The sequence below is a fragment of the Calothrix sp. UHCC 0171 genome, from assembly GCF_034931845.1.
Classification (GTDB): Bacteria; Cyanobacteriota; Cyanobacteriia; order Cyanobacteriales; family Nostocaceae; genus Brunnivagina.
The window spans coordinates 65,061-86,897 of sequence record NZ_JAYGHN010000003.1; the positions used below are offsets into that span (position 1 = coordinate 65,061).

Annotated in this window: 15 protein-coding genes and 1 tRNA gene; 11 read left to right on the top strand and 5 right to left on the bottom strand. The window is 39.8% G+C overall.

What is annotated here, in order from left to right; genetic code table 11:
* Nucleotides 1-86: 86 nt before the first annotated feature.
* Complete coding sequence (locus VB733_RS03730; protein WP_323338774.1) at nt 87-2,594, bottom strand: filamentous hemagglutinin N-terminal domain-containing protein; 2,508 nt, start codon at nt 2,592-2,594, stop codon at nt 87-89.
* 841 nt (nt 2,595-3,435) lie between these two features.
* On the opposite strand from VB733_RS03730, the gene VB733_RS03735 reads away from it, so the two are divergent.
* The 4 genes from VB733_RS03735 to pstB all read left to right on the top strand — a co-directional run bounded on the left by VB733_RS03735 (nt 3,436) and on the right by pstB (nt 7,460).
* Nucleotides 3,436-4,434, top strand: a complete 999-nt coding sequence (locus VB733_RS03735; RefSeq protein ID WP_416336287.1) for a PstS family phosphate ABC transporter substrate-binding protein — start codon at nt 3,436-3,438, stop codon at nt 4,432-4,434.
* Nucleotides 4,435-4,856: 422 nt separating this feature from the next.
* On the top strand, nt 4,857-5,786 hold the full coding sequence (pstC, locus tag VB733_RS03740; protein WP_323338776.1) for a phosphate ABC transporter permease subunit PstC: 930 nt from the start codon (nt 4,857-4,859) through the stop codon (nt 5,784-5,786).
* Nucleotide 5,787: 1 nt separating this feature from the next.
* On the top strand, nt 5,788-6,672 hold the full coding sequence (gene pstA, locus VB733_RS03745; RefSeq protein WP_323338777.1) for a phosphate ABC transporter permease PstA: 885 nt from the start codon (nt 5,788-5,790) through the stop codon (nt 6,670-6,672).
* Nucleotides 6,666-7,460, top strand: coding sequence for a phosphate ABC transporter ATP-binding protein PstB (pstB, locus tag VB733_RS03750; RefSeq protein WP_323338778.1), 795 nt, complete (start codon nt 6,666-6,668; stop codon nt 7,458-7,460). The genes pstA and pstB overlap by 7 nt, the downstream gene beginning before the upstream one ends.
* Before the next feature lie 183 nt (nt 7,461-7,643).
* Here the strand turns inward: pstB and VB733_RS03755 are convergent, their stop codons facing one another.
* The 4 genes from VB733_RS03755 to lpxD form a co-directional block, all read right to left on the bottom strand.
* Nucleotides 7,644-8,753, bottom strand: a complete 1,110-nt coding sequence (locus VB733_RS03755; RefSeq protein WP_323338779.1) for a CapA family protein — start codon at nt 8,751-8,753, stop codon at nt 7,644-7,646.
* A gap of 600 nt (nt 8,754-9,353) precedes the next feature.
* Nucleotides 9,354-10,484 (bottom strand): DNA-processing protein DprA, encoded by a 1,131-nt coding sequence (dprA, locus tag VB733_RS03760; protein WP_323338780.1) that lies wholly within the window; start codon nt 10,482-10,484, stop codon nt 9,354-9,356.
* Between the two features lie 85 nt (nt 10,485-10,569).
* A complete protein-coding gene (locus VB733_RS03765) occupies nt 10,570-12,219 on the bottom strand; it encodes a CocE/NonD family hydrolase (RefSeq protein ID WP_323338781.1) in 1,650 nt (549 codons plus the stop codon).
* A gap of 236 nt (nt 12,220-12,455) precedes the next feature.
* Nucleotides 12,456-13,490: a UDP-3-O-(3-hydroxymyristoyl)glucosamine N-acyltransferase gene (gene lpxD, locus VB733_RS03770; protein ID WP_323338920.1), complete on the bottom strand. Its 1,035-nt coding sequence runs from the start codon at nt 13,488-13,490 to the stop codon at nt 12,456-12,458.
* Nucleotides 13,491-13,723: 233 nt separating this feature from the next.
* On the opposite strand from lpxD, the gene holA reads away from it, so the two are divergent.
* From holA to VB733_RS03805, 7 genes are all read left to right on the top strand, one after another.
* Entirely contained in the window at nt 13,724-14,710 is a 987-nt protein-coding gene (gene holA / locus VB733_RS03775; protein WP_323338782.1) for a DNA polymerase III subunit delta, read from the top strand.
* 149 nt (nt 14,711-14,859) lie between these two features.
* Complete coding sequence (locus VB733_RS03780) at nt 14,860-15,288, top strand: DUF4168 domain-containing protein (protein ID WP_323338783.1); 429 nt, start codon at nt 14,860-14,862, stop codon at nt 15,286-15,288.
* 279 nt (nt 15,289-15,567) lie between these two features.
* Nucleotides 15,568-15,649, top strand: a tRNA-Leu gene (locus VB733_RS03785).
* Nucleotides 15,650-16,644: 995 nt separating this feature from the next.
* Nucleotides 16,645-17,742, top strand: coding sequence for a response regulator (locus VB733_RS03790; protein ID WP_323338784.1), 1,098 nt, complete (start codon nt 16,645-16,647; stop codon nt 17,740-17,742).
* Nucleotides 17,743-17,849: 107 nt separating this feature from the next.
* Nucleotides 17,850-18,227: a response regulator gene (locus VB733_RS03795; RefSeq protein ID WP_323338785.1), complete on the top strand. Its 378-nt coding sequence runs from the start codon at nt 17,850-17,852 to the stop codon at nt 18,225-18,227.
* 5 nt (nt 18,228-18,232) lie between these two features.
* Nucleotides 18,233-18,730, top strand: a complete 498-nt coding sequence (locus VB733_RS03800) for a chemotaxis protein CheW (RefSeq protein WP_323338786.1) — start codon at nt 18,233-18,235, stop codon at nt 18,728-18,730.
* Between the two features lie 137 nt (nt 18,731-18,867).
* Entirely contained in the window at nt 18,868-21,726 is a 2,859-nt protein-coding gene (locus tag VB733_RS03805) for a methyl-accepting chemotaxis protein (protein ID WP_323338787.1), read from the top strand.
* Nucleotides 21,727-21,837 lie beyond the last annotated feature (111 nt).

Sequence of the window (21,837 nt, forward strand, 5' to 3'; positions counted from 1 at the left end):
ACAACTATTAGCAACTAGTTTTTCTTATTTATATAATTGACCAATTCGATCGCCCCCAAACTTACACAATTTTGGATTAGGCAATCTCATCTACTACAATTAACAAACGATCGCCAAGTCGGAATGATGATTTGGGGATTTACCTGGGCAACTAAGTTAATGCTTCCTTGTGCATCGGTTATCCACCCTGTCGCTTCCACAATCTCTGATTGTGATGATGTCTTTTCTGAAGTAGTTTCTGGAGATGTTCTCCTGGCAGGTAGATGAGATAATTGAGGCGATCGCCAATCTAGCCAAATTGTTTCTCCTCTGAGGGTGGTTGTCGGATTTTCTGGTAATCCTCCTCTGCCTGTAATGATAAATTTATTGCCGCTTGATGCCGGACATCCAGTAGTGATTTTGTTGGGGATTGGGATGATGTTCTCCGGTAATTCGACAATTGTCATGTGGGAGTCGAAATAAAATGAGTTGATATCAACTATACCGTTTACACCTGCCTCAGAACTGGCGGTAATATCGCTCTCCGGTGTCATAAATGGACGAAATTTAGTACCCAAAATACCTGTAGCATTAATAATTATTTTGCCTCCATTGCTTGTTTGAGCATTGGCTGTAATATCGCTGTTTTCTAAAGCGACTAATGTACTAGTATCGATTGTAATATTACCCCCATTCCCAGTTTTCCCCTGTGCAGTTGCTGTAATCTGACTATTATTAGTCATTCTCATATCTTGAGACTGAATGAGAATATTTCCTCCGACACCAGATTTTGTATTCGCAGTAATGCTGGCTCGACGCTCCAATGTCAGTAAATCCGCATTAATTTTGAGGGTACCACCATCACCAATACCCAAATTTTCTACGCTTACCTGCGCTTGATCGGATATTTGTAGCGATCGCGTATTTATCTCTACGTCTCCTGCTTGTCCTTGGGGAATTGCGGGTAATCCTAAAATTTGTCGGATTAATTCCGAATTGAAGACTCGAATTGCTGAACGAATCTCGCTTGTTAACTCTCCTGACTGCCCACGAATTTCTACGGAATCAGCAGCATTAATAGTGACGCTACCTGCGGAAGCATTACTAAAACCAGAAGATGATACCGAACCACCATTTGTGACGCTCAAATTCTGAGTATCAATACTAACTCTGCCAGCATTACCTAAACCCAAACTCGAAGAAGAAATTGTACTTCTATCTCCTCCTGGTGCTACACCAGAAACTTGAATATTGGCTGCTTTAACTGCCACATTACCGCTAGCACCGCTACTTCCCTGGGTAAAAGAGGCGACACTACTACCACCGAGGACAAATAAATCGTTAGTTGTGACGCTGACATTGCCAGCATTACCTGTAGATAGAGTCAAAGCAGTAATCGTAGATGTTCTCACACTATCAAATGGAGAAACATCCCTGAGACGAATTGAGGCGATCGCGTTAATATTGACATTTCCACTCGCACCTGAACTAAAAGTTTTGTTACTGATGGAACTTCCTTCTCGTAGTTCTAATCGCGACGTAGTCACGTTTATATCTCCACTATCTCCAGATAGTACAGTCTCATTAACTAAACCACTACCAATTCTGCCATCGCCAGAAGTGCTGTTTAATTGCAGAAGTTCTACAGCATTAACATTAATATTACCTGCACGCTGATTCCCTTGATTCTGTATCCACAAAATTGAGCCATCGTTAAGGCTAACTTGACGAGCAAATAGTTGAATCGAACCAGCATTCGTGCCACTCACATCAACAATTGCTCTTTGCGACAATTGTATATCATCAAAGTTGCTTGTACCTGCATACCCAAAACTAAACCCTCTGGAACTAGGATTAATACTCACTTCGCTGGAACTACCCACACTTCCTAATTCGATATCTCCAGAAGCTGCCGTTAATTCTCCCCCATTTAGGTTAATTTTGCCACCTATTAAGGCGAGGGTTTTTCCTGTCCCCACCTGCAAGCCTGTGACGCTGTTACGAATCAAGGGTCTAGTAACAGGGCGCTCAATGCTTAAATTGTACCCGTTACCGAAAACACTAATTGTGCCGGGATTGTTTCCAAAACTGAGACCAATTGGGGTACTGATTGTTAAAAGAGCGGTATTTCCAGTGTTTTGATTTCCCGTATTATTACTACTAAATTCTGCGCCATCAGCAAATTTGATCGCGCTGGCACTACTAGCTACAAATGAACCACTAATATTCAGGCTGGCATTTTTACCAAAAACAATACCGTTGGGGTTGAGCAAAAATAAATTTGCACTACCTGCGGCTCCAATAAATCCATCAATTTGAGAAGTATTTACGCCAGTAACTCGTGTAAGTATATTTTCTACTGTTGCTGCATGATTAAAAAATATTCCCGTGTTTGTAGGGATATCAAAGCGTTCAAAGCTGTGAAAAAGATTACTGCCAACTTGAGTGCCATCAGTAATATTAGCAACATTATTAATTTCAGTGACAGTGGAATTTGTTGGCAACGTGCGATCGGGAATAATTTGAGCGCAGACATGAGAAGTGGCTATCCCAACAGCAAAGGCTGGTTGCAAGAGCAGTAATTTGAGCTTTATTTGTTTTGTCACATCAGTCATATCAATTACCACTCCGAGAACACCAACAATGATTTCGATTTGAAATTGAGTTGCAGATACTAATTATTACATCAACACAGCCTTCACTAAAAAATCGGCACAAAATTTTCTATCTCTAAGTTATCGGAACTAACTAACGTGGGAAGATACGTTACTTTTTTAACTCTGAATTCAGTATTACAACATACACCTAGCTTGAGAATTAGATTAAATACTGACAATAATTGTTTTTTGCAACTGCGTTGCAGTGAAAAGAATCATGAAAGAAATATTAATCAATATGATATATCTGGTCATCAATATATTTTCAGGCAGTTTATTTTGCATCTTTTTTAGAGATTAATACTAATTAATCAGAGATGTACTGTCAAAAAAATCTGATTAATTTTGATTCTGGTCATGATAAATGTATATTTTTCTCTAGCAAAAACTAGAAATTATTCCTGCCAAACTGCTATTTTAGAGCATTTTATGATTTGTTTAAGTATTATATTTATTTGAGTATTTTCAAGTATTTAGAGATGAAAGTAATAGCAACTATTATTTTTATATTGTATTAGTTAAATTTTTATTAGCGTACTTTCCACAATGTCTTGTTCAAAAATATGATTTTTCTCTTAAAAAAGATAATTAGGGCTTAAACATCAATAAATATACTTTGGTTGGTATGGTTTACGACAATTCTTGAGGAATAAGAGCCTCACATTCAGCGACAACACCACGTCATTTAGATTGGTGAACACAATAATTTATTACCAAGTATTAAGCTGATTCTGATTGAGATTGGAATCATGAGAAATTTACCTGCCACCCCAAAGTGAGGAGCATTTAGAAGATGAAGATGAATATCAAATCTAATCGTCAAGCCCCGATGGTATTAGGCGCTTTGACTGCGGTAGCTACTCTAGCTGTAGCAATACCTGCGGTTTATTCCCAAAGTGTAGTCAAAGTTGACGGTTCTAGCACAGTTTTCCCCTTGACTGAAGCCGCAGCAGAAGGATTTACCAAAGCCACTGGTGGTAAAGCTCGTGTTACCGTTGGTGTTTCTGGAACTGGTGGTGGTTTCAAAAAATTCTGTCGTGGGGAAACTGATATTTCCAACGCTTCTCGTCCCATTCTGCAAAAAGAGATTGACGAGTGTAGAAAAGCTGGTATCAAATATATTGAGCTTCCTGTAGCTTACGATGGTTTGACAGTTGTGATCAACAAGCAAAATACTTGGGCTAAAAACCTAACCGTTGCAGAACTCAAGAAAATGTGGGAACCCACAGCACAGGGAAAAATTACCAACTGGAATCAAATCCGTTCTGGTTTTCCCAATCTTCCCATCAGACTGTTTGCTCCTGGAACTGCTTCTGGAACCTTCGACTACTTCACTGAAGCAGTTAATGGTAAGTCTAAATCTAGTCGTGGTGATTTCACAGCTTCTGAAGATGACAACGTACTAGTAAATGGGGTTCTCCGCGATAAGGGTGCCATCTCTTACTTCGGTTATGCTTACTACGAAGAAAATAAGAACAAGCTCCAAGCTGTAGCTATTAACGGCGTACAGCCTTCTGAAGCTACCATTAAAAGTGGTAAATACACCCCTCTATCTCGTCCTATCTTTATATATGTCAACGCTAAGTCTGCTAGTAATCCAGCAGTTCAGCAATTTGTTCAGTATTACCTGAAAAATGGTGCTGCCATCAACAAAAAAGTTAAGTACGTAGCTCTACCTGGTAATGTTTATAACTCAGTCTTGGCTCGTTTCAACCAGAAAAAAACGGGTTCCGTATTTGGCGGTAAAGAAAAAATTGGCGTGAAAGTTAACGAATTGCTAGCAACACCCAAAGACTAAAGTCAAAGATTAAACGTGATGGGTGCATTATATTTTGGCTATGAGCTAATCAAAAATCACAGCAATCTTCTTCTATCTCATTAGATACGAGGATGCATCTGCTGTGGTTTTTTTCTGAAATCAAAACTTCAGATAAGTAGCCAGGTTTAATCAAAGGTAGGATGTGTTATACCAATTCACAATTCGCAAGTCGCAATGCTTCCTTCGGAAGAGCTTCGCTAACGCAATTAAAAAACTTAGATGCAGCAAAGCTTTCAGGATTTACATCTGTATCAGATTTTTCGTGAAATGGTATTAGGCATAGTCGTAACGCATCAAAGTCCTATTCTACATGGGTTACGCTGCGCTAACCCATCCTACAGAGGTTTTATATTTAATTGCACCTTCCTACTTACTAACCATTTACATCAAAAGGGAGAGTAGTGACTAAAACATTAGCAAAACAATCTCAACTGACAGGGCTATCCCCCAAAGTATTGCGAAACTTGCGAGAAAAGGTAATAGAGTCGATCTTATTTCTTGCAGCTTTTTCTTCCATCGTCACTACGGTAGGAATTATCTCTATCTTGCTGTACGAGTCTGCCTCATTCTTCAAGGAAGTATCTGTCTGGGATTTTTTAACAGACACCCAGTGGACTCCTTTGTTTGAAGAAAAGCACTTTGGGATTATTACTTTGGTATCTGGGACTTTGGTGACAACTTTTGTGGCATTGTGTGTAGCCATACCCCTGGGAACCATTGCAGCAATTTACCTGAGCGAATTTGCTCATGTGGCAGTGCGAGAAATAGTCAAACCAACTTTGGAATTGTTGGCTGGTGTTCCAACTGTGGTTTATGGCTATTTTGCCCTGCTGTTTGTCACACCCCTGTTACAACAATTTTTACCCGATTTACCCTACTCAAATATGTTGAGTGCGGGGATGGTGATGGGGATAATGGTTATTCCTTACGTTAGTTCCCTTTCCGAAGATGCGATGCGCTCAGTTCCTGATTATTTGCGGGAGGCTTCCTATGCTACAGGTGCTACCCGCTTCCAAACGGCAGTGCGAGTTATATTACCATCGGCGATTTCTGGGATATCTGCGGCTTATATTTTGGGAATTTCCCGTGCAATTGGTGAGACAATGGTAGTTGCGATCGCAGCTGGTGGACAACCTAACCTCACTTGGAATCCGATGGAGCCATCGCAAACTATGACTGCTTATATTGTTTCAGTAAGTAAAGGTGATATTCCTTACGGTAGCTTGGAGTATCAAACTATTTTTGCAGTTGGTTTAACTTTGCTGTTAATGACTTTAGTATTCAATATTATTGGTCATTTCCTGACCAAGCGCTATCGGGAAGTCTATTAATATGACAGGTCAAAATATTCAACAAATTCGCCAAACCATTGCCCGCAACAAGCTATCAGACCAGATTTTTAGCCTTATCGGTTTGCTATGTATGCTGATTGCGATCGGTACCTTACTAGCACTGATAGTTGATTTATTTCTTGATGGTTTACCCCGGCTCAATTTACAATTTTTGACTTCATTTCCCAGTAGTGACCCCTTAGAGGCGGGAATTTATGCGGCTTGGGTCGGAAGTACAATTGTAATTTTAGTGACTGCGGCAGCCGCGATTCCCCTGGGAATTGCCGCAGGTATTTATCTGGAAGAATATGCCTACAAAAACTGGTTTACTGACTTAATCGAGATTAATGTAGCCAATTTAGCTGGAATACCCTCGATTATTTATGGTCTTTTAGGTTTGGGTTTATTTGTCTACGGCTTAAAACTAGACCGTAGTGTTATCGCTGCTGGTTTGACGTTGGCGCTTTTAGTGCTGCCAGTAATCATTGTTGCCACCCGCGAAGCAATTCGGGCGATTCCTAGTAGTATCCGCGAAGCAGCCTATGCTTGTGGTGCTTCTAAATGGCAAACCGTTTGGGATCATGTTCTTCCCTATGCTTTCGGCACAATTCTGACGGGAATCATTGTTGCACTAGCGCGAGGATTTGGCGAAACAGCTCCCCTGATTGTGGTTGGTGCGGTTGCTTTTATTGCTTTCTTGCCAACTCATTTGTTTGACCCTTACACAGTTTTACCGATCCAAATGTTCAATTGGACTGATCGTCCTCAGGAAGAATTTCAGGTTGCTGCTGCTGCTGCGGGTCTTGTGCTTGTGTTCATGACTTTGATGATGAATGGTGTAGCAATTTATCTTCGCTATCGTTTACGGAAAAAGATCAAATGGTAGAAGTGAAAGAATCATCCAAACAATTTTCCTTGAAAGCTGAGGTTAACTACCTAAATTTTTATTATGGTGGTAAAGTACATGCCCTGAAGGATATTATGATGCCCGTCTACGAAAAAAAAGTGACGGCATTGATTGGTCCTTCTGGCTGTGGGAAAACAACTCTGCTACGCTGCTTTAATCGGATGCATGACCTCTACCCTGGAAACAAGTACAAAGGAGAAATTGCCCTAGAACCTGATGCTGTCAATCTCCTCAGTCCTAAGGTAGACCCCATTGAAGTGCGGATGCGGATTAGTATGGTTTTCCAAAGACCTAACCCTTTCCCCAAATCAATTTATGAGAATGTAGCCTATGGGCTACGGGTTAGGGGAGAAAGGAAAAAAAGAGTGATTGATGAGAAAGTTGAAACAGCCTTGCGTGGGGCAGCTTTATGGAATGAAGTTAAAGACCGTTTGCAAGAGCCAGGTACATCCCTTTCCGGAGGGCAGCAGCAACGTTTATGTATTGCCCGCGCCTTGGCTACAGACCCGGAAATTGTATTGTTTGACGAACCGACATCTGCCCTTGACCCGATTGCTACAGGTAGTATTGAAGAGTTGATTGGTGAACTCAAAGAGCAAGTGACAATTCTCATTGTCACCCACAATATGCAACAAGCTGCTCGTGTGTCCGACTTTACAGGCTTTATGTACCTGGGTGAGTTGGTTGAGTTTGACTACACAAACATTATTTTTAATAATCCTGTAAAACAACAAACAGCAGATTATATTGAAGGACGTTTTGGTTAGTATATGAGACGCGGGCTTTCCGTCCCCGGAGTTTTCCGTGAAGAATATCTCCCCGGAAACTCCTCTCCGCACTACAATTATTTTGCGTTTTTGACTTATATAATTTAGCTGTACATCAGTTTATTGCTATGAATTTACCTGGTTAGAATGGCACTGGATTAATTCTAATTTGGATATTTCTCTTTATTTTTTCTTGACTATTACTTCACCCTGAGGAGTAATAGTCAATTTGCCATTAGGAAAATTATTCTTAGTTAAGAAGTTGACTAGTTTACTAGTTTGATGAGATTTATCGACTTGGGGTATACCTTGTTTATTGAGTCGCAGCGAAGTAATCTTACCGGAAACAAAATCACCATCTTGATTTAACTTAGCTTCTAAAATCAAAGAATTACCTTTCTCACCAATTGTGGAAAATGTTTTATATCCTAAAAAATTTCCTAAGGAATAAGCGATAAGTTTACCTTTATATACTTCCATTGCCCTGGGTACATGAGGTCCATGACCCAAAATCAAATCTGCACCTGCATCTATCATTGCGCGAGAAAAACGTAAGGAATTACCACGATTTTCACCATAGAAAAATTCAGTGCGATCGCGAACATGAAGAGCATCTTTACCTTCTCCACCAATATGCATAGAAAGAATTACTATTTGGGCATTTTTTTTCGCCTGTTTTACTAGTGCTGTGGCTTTTTGAATATCTTGCACTTGATTACAATAGTTGTAAAAGCAAAATCCAATCCAGGCAACAGGAATATTATTTACTTGAGAATATACGATTTTATTTTTTTCACCGATGGCTTTAACACCTACCGAATTGATATTTTTAATCGTGTCTTCAAAACCTACTGAACCAAAATCCATTGCATGGTTATTTGCCACACTCATGATGTTAAAACCAACTTGGGACAATAATTTTGCGTATTCTGGAGGAGAACGAAATGCAAATACCATTCCTTTGCTCACATCTTTGGAACTGTGAGGATGCTTAGTTAAGGTACTTTCATAATTTCCAAATAAAATATCTGCTCCTTGGAGGAGATTACGTACAGGTGTGGGAAATAGTTCACGAGGATTTCCAGGGAGACGATAGTCAGGATAATTTGTTCCCAGAACAATATCTCCAACTGCTTTAATTGTGATAAAACTATTAGTCTGTTGGCGAGGATTTTCTGGTTTTATATCTATTTGTGAAATAGAAGTTTTCGGCATATATAATGTCAGTGGAAATGATAAGGCGATTATCCCCACTATATTCATCAAAGAATTATTAATAAAAATTTTTAGCATAAAGTTATCTACTTGTGAAAATAGAATCAATAACGTATATTTCTTGCATATAGCAATATATTCATATTCATGAATTTACTCATGAATTCCTGATTAATTTACTTTTTTTTAAAGATGAATTTAGTCATCTAATATGTATAATTAGTCAACTATCTTGAGAGCGACTAATAAATTATCTGAGTTTCTAAATACTAAGTATGTGAGATTACTGTTGTATCTTATTTTTTTTACATTGACTTGAGTAAAGATACGCAGGAAGAATAGCTTTAACGAAATTTAAATATTTTTTGATACAATAACGATGGATTGTGGCGATCGCCATTAAAAAGTTAATATTAAGTTAAAGCAATGGTAGGTTGCTGTTGGGAATCATGTAAAAATAAGTAGTGCAAGCGTCTCGCTTCCTATTTACCAAAGGTTTGTAAGATTCCCCGGAGTTTTACGTGAAGAACATCTCCCCGGAAACTCCTCTCCATACTACTTGTTCAATTTATTTTTACGCGAATACATTAGCGCACATAACACACCATTTCATATTCGTTCAGAATTACAGTTATTAAATTCCCATTCCTGATTGCAGGAAATGAGTTGTTGGCATTATCAAATACGTTGATAGCGCATTCCCGGCTGTTGGGAAACTAATCCCATGAGTTCCAATTGTAATAAAGCACTGGAAACTAATCCCGGTTCTATTCCAGTTTGGTTAACTATGGTATCAAAAGGTAATGATGTGGATGAAAGTATAGCAATAACTTGTTGTAATTCGGGTGCTAAGTCTGGGGGAATCTGTGGTGCAACTTCCGGTTCGGGTACAAAATCAAGTTGAGGGATTGCGCCCAGCATTTTTAAGAGTTCGTCAAGCTCTTTGAGGATTGGTGTGGCACCTTGGGTTAGTAATTTTAAACAACCTTGCGATCGCATATCGTCTATTCTTGCAGGTAAGGTGTAAACATCCCGTCCAAATTCATTCGCGTAGTCTGCTGTGATTAATGCACCGGATTTTTCAGGTGCTTCCATGACTAGCACCGCACGACATAAACCGGCAATAATGCGGTTGCGGCGAGGAAAATGGGCGCGGTCTGGTGGTGTTTTGCTAGAATATTCACTGATGACTAATCCTTGCTTGAGGATTTCTTGATAAAGTTTTTGGTTTTTGGCAGGATAAACAACATCAACACCAGTACCTAAGATGGCAATGGTACGTCCTCCACCTTGTAATGTTGCTGTATGACTTTCAGTGTCTATTCCTTCTGCTAAACCGGAAACAACTGTAAAGCCATTTTTTGCTAACACGGTACTGATTTTTCTTGTCCATTTAATTCCGTATTCACTTGGTTGGCGAGTTCCAACTATACCAACGAGGGGTATTTGTCCGAGATTTTCTGGGAGTTCTACTTCACCACGATAATATAGAACTGCGGGAGGACTAGCTGTTTCCAACAGTAAACGTGGGTATTGGCTATCTGTAGGTGTCCAGAAATGGGGATTTTGAATTAGGTGCTGTGTCAGGAAGTTTTCTGGGTGCAGATGGTTTTTCTGGAAAATGGTGCGCTGATTGGCGACTTTTTGAATAGTTTGCCAGCCAAAGCCATCAATTGCGCCAAATTCCTGTGCATTTGCTTCCCATGCAGTTTGTAGCGAACCAAAATATTGATGTAAGCGTTGCAGCAATACTGGACCAATTCCCGATATCTGTGACCAAGCTAACCAGTATGCACGTTCCTCTGACAATTCTCCATCCTCATGTCGTTATATTTATTATTCCCAAAGTTGGAATTATTTTATACCTATACTTTTGCAGAAATTAACCCAGAAATTATTCTGTGATCGCGACTACAGGTAGCAAAATGCGCGAATTACTACTATTTACTGTAATCGTAATAATTTCTGAATTCATTAATTTTTGCTGGCTAATATCCTCTTCTGTTCCCGCATTCATCGCATATGCGGGGAAACAGGCTGCACTCAAACTTAAGCGTAAGCAATTTCCTTGGGCAATTCGTATGCATGTTGGCTGTAGTTCTATTTTGCGTGTGCTTTCATTCATGCCATCCTGATAATTACGATATCCTTGTGTCACATTATAGACTTGCCCATCTGGTTTTACTTCGGAAAATATGGCTGATAAGTCAAAGCTCGGTTTGTCAGCAAAGCAAGATATTTCGACAATTATGCTACCTGTTAAATGTAAGTCTTGTTCTAATGGTTCGCTAGTATAAGTCAAAACATCCGCCCGAATATCAATATGACTGCGTTCAAATACACCAGCCGGGATTCCCGCATGTCCACCTAATGAAGGTACAGGTCGCCAAGGGTCATGGACAATCACATCAAATGTATTTGCGATCGATTCTGGATTTTCCAGCAGACTTCCTGAGTCTTCACATATTCCTGCTAATCCAGTGCTTGACAAAAAGTATGATTTTTGAAATGCTTTTGGTAGGCTACTATAATTATGCCAAATATTACTCCCCATTTCAAATAACCAAACAGGAGCCAAATCGAGCAAGCCTGTATTTTCCCCTTTGAGAAATTGGTTAAACCAAGATATTTGCATTTTATCTACCGGACTAATGGCATTGACACCAAAGTCCCCAGCCCCGACTTTTCGACCCCAAGGAATATGTGCCCAAGGTGCAACTAGTAGCTGCTGGTGGAATTGACTACGAGATGCCATATTTTGATATAAATTCAGCGTTCCCCGCAGGTAGGTATCAAACCAGCCACCGATATGAAACATCGGTAAGTCAACATTTTGCAGATAGGTTTTTGGTGAAAGTTTTTGCCAGTAATTATCTGCTTGGGTATTTTGGGGATATTTTATCCAGTCGTGGTAGTAAGATTCTGGCGCAAACAACTTGAGAACTTCGGGATAATTGGGAGTCTCATCATGCAAAGGTAAATTACGGGCTGCTGCCGATAGTGCCCCATAGGCTTTGTCATTTTTTCCTAGTCTGGCGGTTTCCGTTGCTAATTGCAGTGCCCATGCGAGGTTGGTTTGTAGGCAGAATGCATTACCCTCATATGCCCAATCACTGTATAAATCATAGCCAATCATCGCAGGACAGATGGTTTTGAGGGCAGGTGGTTTGGCGATTGCGGCATATATTTGCGTCATTCCTTGATAAGAAAACCCGTACATACCGACATTACCGTTACTACCTGGTAAATTAGCAGCCCAGTTAACGCTATCTTCACCATCGGCAATTTCATGGGCAAATAGCTGAAATGCACCTTCTGAAGTACCCCTACCACGCACGTCTTGAATCACGACAATGTAGCCATGTGCAGCGTACCAACTGGGATGGGCATAAACGACAGTTGAGGCAATGTTTCTCCCATATGGTTGACGCATTAGTAATACGGGAAAATCACCTTTGACATCGGGACGGTAGACATCAGCATCTAAGCGTACTCCATCACGGGTGTAGGTACAAGCTGTTTGTTTGGGGAGAATGGGGAACATGGTGGGGATGGGGTGATAAGACGCGGAGATGGTGAGATAGGCGGACGTGGAAAGAAATTAATCATCACTAATTCGTCGAAACTTGATGTGACACAGGGATAGGAGGAATTTCTCAATTCTAATTTCTCCGCGTCTACTGAGTGGCTGAAAAAGAAATGACGGTGTGTTACACCTTATACCTAACACACCCAACAAAAAGTGAATGTTTAATTACTGGGAAATCCCTATTCTTGAATTTATGATTTTTGTAGTTGTTTAAGACTTTGATACATTTCTGGTAAGCGTCTTAAAATTGCCGACACTTTGAGAAATTGTTTGTGGGGCATTGCTGGACTTCCACAGACAACTTCTCCTGGTTCTATATTTCCTAATATCCCAGCTTTTGCTGCCGCGATCGCACCTTCTCCAATTTTTACTTCGTTGGCGACTCCAGTTTGCCCTCCCAAGATTGCCCGATTACCGACTTCAACACCACCTGCCAAACCAACTTGTCCCGCCAATGCACAACCAAAACCAATTTTGCAACCGTGACCAACCTGTACTAAATTGTCAATAATTGTACTTTTGCCAATGCGGGTTTCACCTACAGCCGGACGGTCAATTGCAGAATTACAGCCAACTTCCACATTATCTTCTAAAATTGTACATCCAGATTGTTGCATTTTTAACCAGCCTGTCGCCGTCGGCACAAAACCAAATCCCTCCGCACCAATCACAGCACCGCTATGAATTGTACAATCGTTACCGATTTGCGTCCGTTCATGAATGGTACAGTTAGCATGGAGAATTGTGCGATCGCCAATTTTAACATCCGGGTAAATGACAACATTGGGATGAATGACAACATTATTACCAATCTCGACATGAGGCTGAATGACAACATGTGCGCCAATGGAGACATCTGTACCAATTTTTGCAGTCGGATGAATTACCGCCGTCGGGTGAATTTCTGGTTTTGGTTGCCAAGGTTGGTAAAAGATAGCGACTACTTGAGCAAACATGAATTTCGGTTCTCTAGTAGCAATCCAGGCAATACCACGCTCACTTGCTTGTGCTTGCAGAGTCTCATTATTGGGCAAGATTAAAGCACTAGCATTAGTTTTGTGGACAAAGGCAGCAAACTTTGTGCCTTCGACATAACTAATATTGCCCTTGCCGGCATCATCTATCGATGCAACTCCAGAAATATCAGGATTTAGCCCTTGATTGGAGATGAGACTGTTTTTGCTGGCATTATCGCCAATTTTCTCAATAATTTCACTGAATTTCATCATGTTTTGGGTATGTTCCCTGGTTAAGAGTCAATAAATTTTAATTTTTTGTTGAACTTAATCTTTTGTTGGAACTATATTGCAGTTATCAAAATCAAAGATAGCGATCGCGACATCTGGTATTTTCTACAATACGCAGATGGGTAAATATTGTAATCGGGAAACCATGCCCTGAATAGACTTTTTTCTCAGCCACACAGTTCCACTCAATCACCACCAACCATTAACCCTTCATGCCAATTTACATATATTGGGGCGAAGATAATTATGCCTTGGAAAAAGCAGTTGTGCAATTGCGCGATCGAATTCTCGATCCACTTTGGAACAGCTTTAACTATACGTCCTTCACTCCCGAACAACCAAATGCCATTATTGAAGCTTTAAACCAAGCCATGACACCACCTTTTGGCGCTGGTGGACGTTTGGTATGGCTTACTAACACAGATATTTGCCAAAAATGTCCCGATAACGTGTTAGCAGAATTACAGCGCACCTTGCCAGTAATTCCCGAATCTTCATATTTATTATTAACGTTTGCCAACAAACCCGACGAACGTCTCAAATCCACAAAATTACTTAAACAATTTGCCCAAATAAATACTTTTCCCCTAATTTCCCCATGGGATAAAGATGCTTTAATACGGGCAGTTAATCAAGCAGCCGCAGCAGTTGAAGTCAAAATTACTCCCCAAAGCGCAGAGATGTTGGCGGATGCAGTCGGCAACGATACCAGACTACTATATAATGAGTTAGAAAAAATACGTCTTTACGCTCAGGGTAGCAACAAACCGCAAGATGTAGAAGTTATTCAGCAGCTAGTTAGAAATACAACTCAAAATAGTCTGCAATTAGCCACAGCAATCAGAACCGGAGACACTGCTAAAGCTTTAACTTTAGTTGCCGAACTTCTGGGTGCATCGGAGCCAAGTTTACGCATAGTTGCAACATTGATTGGACAATTCCGTACTTGGTTATGGGTAAAAATGATGGTTGAAAGTGGCGAGAAAAATCCCCAAGAGATAGCAAAAGCAGCTGAGATTGGAAACCCCAAGCGAATTTATTTTCTCCAACAGGAAATAAAATCACTGTCACTCACAAAATTAATCTCGACTCTTCCCCTATTATTAGAATTAGAAGTAAGTTTAAAGCAAGGTGCGCCCGAATTACCTACACTACAAACCAAAGTTATTCAACTTTGTCAAGTATGTCAGCGAAGCTAAAAATAAGTTACATATTTGATATATATTTCCCACTGTGGAACTTCTGACTCACAAAATAATTCATGGTGATTACGATATACGTACTGTAGTTTTTCTTTCACATGATAATGCTGAAATTACACTGTTCTTTGTCATTCAAATTTAATCAAATGCTTCGCAGTTCTCTTGTATTAAGTAGCTTTACCGCAGCTAGCCTACTTGTGGGAACAGTAATGTTTAATTCTCAAGCTCAGGCTCAAAACCAAAATGTAAATGCTACGGAAATAGTAAATTATGCTAAAGCGGTACTCGCAATGGAGTTACCCAGACAGCAAGCATTTGAAGAGATTAAGAAAATTATTGGAAATACTGAAGTACCCAAAATAATTTGTAATGATTCTAATAGCTTTAATGCCCTTCCTGGCAAAGCTAAAGATATTGCTATCAGGTATTGTAAAGACTCACAACAAATAGTCGAAAATAATGGTTTAAGTATCGACCGTTTTAATAGAATAACTGTTGATTTACAAAGCAATGAAGGTTTGCAAAAGAAAATCTACCGACAGCTAATTATTTTGCAACAAAAACCTGGTTCCTAATGTATATTAATTTTCTCAAAAATAAAAATACATCTTTTAAGTGAACTGATGCCAGCAGGCGACATGATGGTTAAAAAACATCAAAATCTCTCTGCTAGTCTAAACTCTGTATTCTTCCTTCGTATCTTATGTAATGCTGAATGGCGCTACAGCTTCGCCCAGATGAATTATCTAGTGGTTCCCCAAGCTAAAATTTACGGGTTGAGATTGACTCGGAGAAATGACATTTGATTTTACCCCTTCCCAAAACTGTAATAATTTGCTATGCTCTAAGTCTATGCGGATGTGGCGGAATTGGCAGACGCGCTAGATTTAGGTTCTAGTATCGTAAGGTGTGAAGGTTCAAGTCCTTTCATCCGCATTTAAAAACTTAAATAATCAACTTTGCAAAAAGCCAGCTTCTTGAGAAAGCTGGCTTTTAACTTTAACTTATGGTTGATCAAAATTATGCATAGACTGACCTAGTTATTTACTAAGTCAAATCAAATACACTTAAATATATAAAAGTAGTAATAAAAACATTTAGTATTAGTAAAAATATGGCTAACTCCGTGCGATCGCAGTTAGTTACTTCTATAACGACCTCTACAACTCTTTGAGACTCTTCGTTCCCTGCTAAAAGTATCTTTTCATTCTCTCACAACAGATTTTAACAAAAGCAATTAGTATTAAATATTACTCAATTTTCTCTTCAACAAAACCAAGATAAATTCTTCTCAATTAATATTTGCTGAAAAATAATTAAACCTACTACTTATGTGTGACGGGGTAATTAAGGCTTTAAAAAATAAAAGTATACAGGTAGCAATACTTAACTTATCTACAAGGGTATAATTTGTTCAATGGCATTATCAAATTAAAGACAAACTAAGTATTAATACTTAGCATCAAAATGATGTCTACTACTGATAATACTATTTTTGTGGAGGATGTAACAATACAGTTCGGTTAGGGAGGAAAAGGGTAAAAATAAGACTTAATCATCTATACGCAATTGATTCTAAAAGCTAACCGCCAATAGCCATTTTTGCTTAACCGAAGCGTATTGGAGGATGTAACATAATATTGAAACTCAACAAAATGCCTTCATTTAGTCTTCATACTTTTTTCAGCATCAGCCTCGAAATCTTTGGTAATCTCAGTATAAGCAAGTATATTGATTACAAATAGAACATTCATCAGGAGTTCGCAATTACTAACAAATACTGATATGACTCAGTTATAGCAATTCAATTAGTATTGTTTGTTGTATATAAACTTACAAAAAATGATTAAATTGCTTGAGTTAAGAGCAACTGAAGTTATTGTCAAAAAATTTCGGTTATACCTACGGATGAAGTTTAGGTAAAAGACAAAATGAGTACAACTCCACTCGATAGCTACAGGGTTTTTCAAAAGTTACACCCACTATCGTTATTGGCACAATTAACAAGTCGCCGTGCCACTGGTTGCTTAAAAGTTTTGACCGGAGTCATTTCTTGGTCACTTTATCTTGAGGAAGGTAAGTTGACTTACGCCTCATATTCCAATCAGTTGTTTGATTGGCTTGATGCTCATCTTGAGCGTTTGAGCAAACAAATACCAGCACTAAGCGGTTCCACCCGGACGCAAATGCGATTGTTGTTTGAAGGAAAGCATGATAACCAATCTATTGTCCAGGCAGATTATCAAGCTATCTGCTGGTTAGTTAACCGTAACTACATTACCTCTGCACAGGCTAGTAATTTAATTGAAGAATTAGCGAAGGAAGTATTAGAGTCCTTTTTGGTATTGAAGGAAGGAAGTTATGAATTTCAGCGCGAAACGGCTTTGGATGAATTACCAAAGTTTTGTCATTTAGATTTAAGGGTGTTAGTTGAATATTGTCAGCGACACCTACGAAGCCGCTATAACTCATCTTCCTCAGTTTCGATTGCTGCTACAACTAGCAAAGAGCAGGAATCATTATATTCTCCAGGGGCTACGACTCCCGAAGGTGTGGAGGTGTCATCAAGTTCATTACAACATTTACCACAGCAAGTATCTAGCAGTATTGGATTTAATTCGGTCGGTAATAATCTAGAAGTTCCCCAGTCACAGCAATTTAAAAAAGTTTATACAGTTGCATGTATAGATGATAGTCCGACTGTTTTAAATTCGATCAAGCACTTTCTGGATGAAAGCAATTTTGCAGTGGTGATGATTAATGATCCGGTAAAAGCATTAATGCAAATTCTCCGCCACAAACCAGATTTAATTTTATTGGATGTGGAAATGCCAAATTTAGATGGATATGAGTTGTGTTCCTTATTAAGGAGACATTCAATATTTAAAGATACGCCAATTATTATGGTGACGGGTCGAACTGGATTTATTGACAGAGCAAAGGCAAAAATGGTGAGGTCTTCAGGTTATTTAACTAAACCCTTTACTCAAGCGGAATTATTGAAAATGATATTTAAATATATTAGTTAGTGTACTTGTTTTTGATGGGTAATTGGCTGTAGTTTTGGGAGTTGTGCCAATAAAATCATCCCTTTTAGCAGACAACTTTAATTAACGATTATTGAGGGAATAGAAGAATGACTCTGACATTGTTAAGCACAATTTTAATTGTAGAAGATTCTCCCAGTGAATTAGAGTTAATGAGCCATTATCTCCAGGAAAGTGGTTTTAACGTTATCCCAGTCACTGGAGCTAAAGAAGCACTGCAAACAGCAATGGAGCAAAAGTTTGATGTGGTAGTGACTGATGTGGTGATGCCAGAAATGAGTGGTTTTGAATTGTGTCGGGCGCTAAAACGCAATCCGGCGACTGAGAAAGTACCCATTATTGTTTGTAGTTCTAAAAATCAGGAAATTGACCGTTTGTGGGCAATGCGACAAGGTGCTGATGCTTACATCACCAAGCCTTATACCCGTGAACAGTTAGTACGTGCGATTAAATCATTGGCAATGTAGCTTTTATGGATAGTTCTCAAATTGCGCTGGCAAATACACAAAATCTCAGTCACTTAAGTGATGGTTATCTAAAATTTCAGATCAATAGACAAACGACTGCGGTGTTATCGATGCGGTATACACAGGAAGCAATTGTTGTACCTGTTGAGTCCATAACTTCCATGCCAAGTATGCCAGCTTGTATTTTGGGATTAATGAATTGGCGTAGTCGTATTGTTTGGACTGTAGATTTGCCCAGAATGCTGAATTTAGAGTCTTTAGAACCTCGACTGAGGCAATACAGCATAATTATCGTGCGAGTTGAGTCTTTGTTATTAGGTTTAGTTGTTGGCGAAATTCTTGGGACAACAAAGTTTATGCCCGATGAAGTTCGTTCTCCGATAGGGCAGGTTGCTTCTAGTTTGGTTCCTTATCTACGGGGGTGTGTAGTGCAGCAAAAAGAAACCTTATTAGTGTTGGATGCACAAGCAATTATCAATTCTTCGGTTTTGCATGGGGCTTAAAAATAGGGACTAAGGATTAGGCATTAGGGTGACTTTTAACGTTGGCTAAAAATAAATGATTTTATTAAGGATTTGTCCAGGTTGTTTGTGTTGTCGTTTACTAACTTGTCATTCGCTTAATCTAGGGGAATTATTTTATGTTGAATAAAACAGATGCTACTCAGAGTAGTAACGATCGCGAAGAAGCATCTTTGAAGGTACAGAATGCTGAAACAATCGTCAAAAGTAATAATAGTAATCATAGCAATATAGTTGTATATTCCCATCCCCCAGCGATCGCCAGCGAACCCGCCACTGCCAGTATTTATCAATCGTTAGCTTCGCCATTCAAGCATTTGAGCTTACGTACAAAAGCAACAATTCTGGCGATCGCTATTGGTACTCTTCCAGTTTTGGGGCTGGGTACTTTGTCCTATGTCATCGCCAGTCAATCTATAGAAAAAAAGATTACGCAAATTCAACAAGCTGAGACTAATGGCTTTGCTGATAAGGTGAACCGTTTTATGATGGAACGGTATAGCGACATTCAGATTTTGGCAGACTTACCACTGTTTTCCAACCGTCGTATTCGTGAAAGTGCAACTCCACAAGAAAAACAAGCCATTTTAGATCAATTTATTTCTAGCTCTAAAATCTACGACAGTATTGCTGTCTTTAATCTCAATGGAGATGTTTTAACACAATCACAAGGTGAACCACTCTCAAATCATAGCGATCGTGATTATTTTCAACAGGCTTTAAAAGCTGACCGTCCCATTATTAGTCAGCCAGTTGTATCTTCAGACACAAAGCAACTAAGTATTTTCACTGCAACAACAATCAAAGATAGCCTGACAGGAGAAGTAGTTGCTGTTGTCAAGGCACGTATACCTGTTAAATCCTTAGAAAATATTGTTGCTAACTATTCTGATGTTGGTAGAGAATATCACTTAATTGATGCTAGTGGTAAATTCTTTTTGTCAACGGAAAAACAACATATTGGTCGGGAGGCAAATAGCGATTTTCCTGGCTTAGATCGGCAATCGATGACAAATAAAGCTGGTACTTTTGTCACGACGGATAAAATTAATAATCAGAAACAATTAGTTAGTTATGTATCGCGAAGTCTAGATGGGTTGCCAGATTTAAAATGGCAAGCGATTTTAGCGACAGATAAAACAACAGCATTTGTCGCCATGCAGCAGTTGTTTTTTGTGAATACACTATTTACTGGATTGGCAGCAATCATCGTTGCGGGGATTGCTTACCTGCTAGCAAAACGCGCCACAGAGCCAATATTAAATGCCACATCTGCGGTGTCACGACTTGGCAAAGGCGAACTGAATACACGCTTAGAAGTTGAACGTAGTGATGAATTAGGGGAATTAGGCACTAATATCAACCAAATGGCATCACAATTGCAGCAACTTCTCCAAAAGCAAGCACTCGATGCCACACGTGCCAAAAACCTGACAGAAATTACCCTACGGATTCGTAAAAGCCTCAAAGCCGATGAAATATTAGCGACGGCAGTCCGAGAAACCCGTCAAGCAATCAACACCGACCGAGTAATTTACTATCAATTTAATCCCCATAATTGGGATGGTAAGGTAATCGCCGAATCAGTGGTGGCAGGTTTTCCGAGAATGGCGAATGTGGAAATTGACGATCCTTGCTTCCGGGAACGTCACGTCCACAGCTATAAAAACGGCAGAGTACGGGTAATAAATGATATTTACAAAGACCCGGCTTTGAAGAATGCAGCTTGTTACATCAAAATGCTGGAAAAATTTGCAGTCAAAGCAAATTTGATTGCCCCTATTATCAAACAAGAACAACTATTTGGTTTGATTGTCGCCCATCAATGCGATGCTCCTCGCCAGTGGGATTTGGCAGATATTGATTTATTCAAACAGTTGGCGATTCAAATTGGTTACGCCCTCGAACAAGCGCAACTGTTAGAAGTTGTGGAAAAAGGTCGGATGGTGGCAGAAAAAAGTAGCGAAGACGAGCGTCAACAAAAAGAAGCGCTGCAAATGCAACTGTTGGAACTACTAACTGAGGTTGAAGGGGCTGCCAGTGGAGATTTAACGGTGCGGGCAGATGTAACTGCGGGTGAAATTGGTACAGTTGCCGACTTTTTCAATTCCATTGTGGAGAGCTTGCGTGATATTGTCACACAGGTGAAGGATACAGCAACCAAAGTCAACTCGGCAATTGGTGAGAACTCCGGAGCCATTAGTACATTGGCAAATGAAGCACTCCAACAAGCCGCAGAAATCAACCTCACCCTTGATGCAGTGGATAAGATGACATTCTCAATCCAATTGGTGGCGGAAAATGCTCAACAAGCGGCGACTGTGGCAAATACAGCCCGAACCACGGCGGTAAAAAGTGGACAGGCGATGGATATGACGGTGCAAAACATCTTGAATTTGCGGGAAACTGTGGGGGAAACTGCCAAAAAAGTTAAACGCCTGGGTGAGTCTACACAGCAAATTTCGCGGGTAGTAGCACTAATTAACCAGATTTCGATGCAAACTAACTTACTGGCGATTAATGCTGGCATTGAAGCCGCCCGTGCAGGGGAAGAAGGACAGGGCTTTGTGGTTGTGGCAGAGGAAGTGGGAGAACTCGCAGCACGTTCGGCGGCGGCAACCAAGGAAATTGAACAAATTGTCGAAAATATTCAGCGTGAAACTACAGAGGTGGTGCAAGCTATGGAGTTAGGAACAACTCAAGTTGTCGAAGGAACCAGGATTGTTGAAGATGCGAAGTCAAGTTTAGGACAAATTTTGGAAGTGTCCCGTCAAATTGATACTTTAGTGCAATCAATCTCAAATGCGACGACATCACAGGTAGAAACTTCGCAAACTGTGAGTAATTTGATGAAGGAAATTGCTGCGATCGCTCAACGTACTAGTGAGTCTTCACGCTATGTCTCGGAATCATTACAGGAAACTGTTGTAATGTCTCAACAACTACAAGCAACTGTGGGTACGTTCAAAGTCAGTTAGTTGTTTGTTGGTTATTGGTAGTGGTTATTGAGTGCTTGGTGGGGACAGGGGGTATTGGGCATGTAGCAAGGTTTATGGTGATGATTATGTCTCAACTACAGGTTAACTTGT